This is a genomic window from Micromonospora sp. M51 (assembly GCF_018070305.1).
In the GTDB taxonomy this organism is placed as follows: domain Bacteria; phylum Actinomycetota; class Actinomycetes; order Mycobacteriales; family Micromonosporaceae; genus Micromonospora; species Micromonospora parva.
Window position 1 is genome coordinate 1 of the sequence record NZ_JAGPXZ010001285.1, and the last position, 933, is coordinate 933.

The window sequence follows — 933 nt, forward strand, 5'->3', positions numbered from 1 at the left end:
GTTCGGTGAGCCGACCACCGAGAAGCTGCTCATCGAGGCGTGCCTCGAGCTGTACGACGGCCAACTGGTCGTCGGCATCCAGGACCTCGGCGGCGCCGGCCTGACCTGCGCGCTCACCGAGACCGCCGCCGCTGCCGGCACCGGCATGCGGGTCTGGCTGGAGCGGGTCCCGCTGCGCGAGCCTTCCATGGACCCGCACGAGATCCTGGCCAGCGAGTCGCAGGAGCGGATGCTGCTGGTCGTCGAGCCGGACAAGCTCGACGGGGTGCTCAAGACCTGCGAGAAGTGGGGCGTCCTCGCCACCGCCATCGGTGAGGTCACCGCACCGGAGCCGGACGGCCGCCCGGGTCGACTGCTGATCACCTGGCAGGACCACCTGGTCGTCGACGTGCCGCCGGGTTCGCTCGTCGACGACGGCCCGGTCTACGCCCGCCCGATGCGGGAGCCCGCCGACCTGATCCTGCTCCAGGCCGACCGCGCCGAGACGCTGCCCCGCCCGGCCGACCCGGAGGCGCTGCGGGAGACCGTGCTGCGCATGATCGCGTCGCCGAACCTGGCCGACAAGACCTGGGTCACCGAGCAGTACGACCGCTACGTGCTGGGCAACACCGTGCTCGCCCAGCCGGAGGACGGCGGCGTGGTCCGGATCGACGAGCGGACCGGTCTCGGCGTGGCGCTGTCGGTGGACGGCAACGGCCGCTACGCCCGACTGGATCCGTACAACGGCACCAAGCTGGCCCTGGCCGAGGCGTACCGGAACGTGGCGGTGACCGGCGCGAAGCCGATCGCCGTGACCAACTGCCTCAACTTCGGCTCCCCCGAGGACCCGGGCGTGATGTGGCAGTTCGCCGAGGCCGTGCGCGGTCTGGCGGACGGCTGCCTGGAGCTGGGCATCCCGGTGACCGGCGGCAACGTCAGCTTCTACAACCAGAC

At 71.7% G+C, this 933-nt stretch carries 1 protein-coding gene; it reads left to right on the forward strand.

What is annotated here, in order from left to right; translation table 11 throughout:
• Window positions 1-933 (forward strand): AIR synthase-related protein (locus KBX53_RS34310; RefSeq protein WP_247676620.1); only part of this gene is annotated, 933 nt, incomplete at both ends.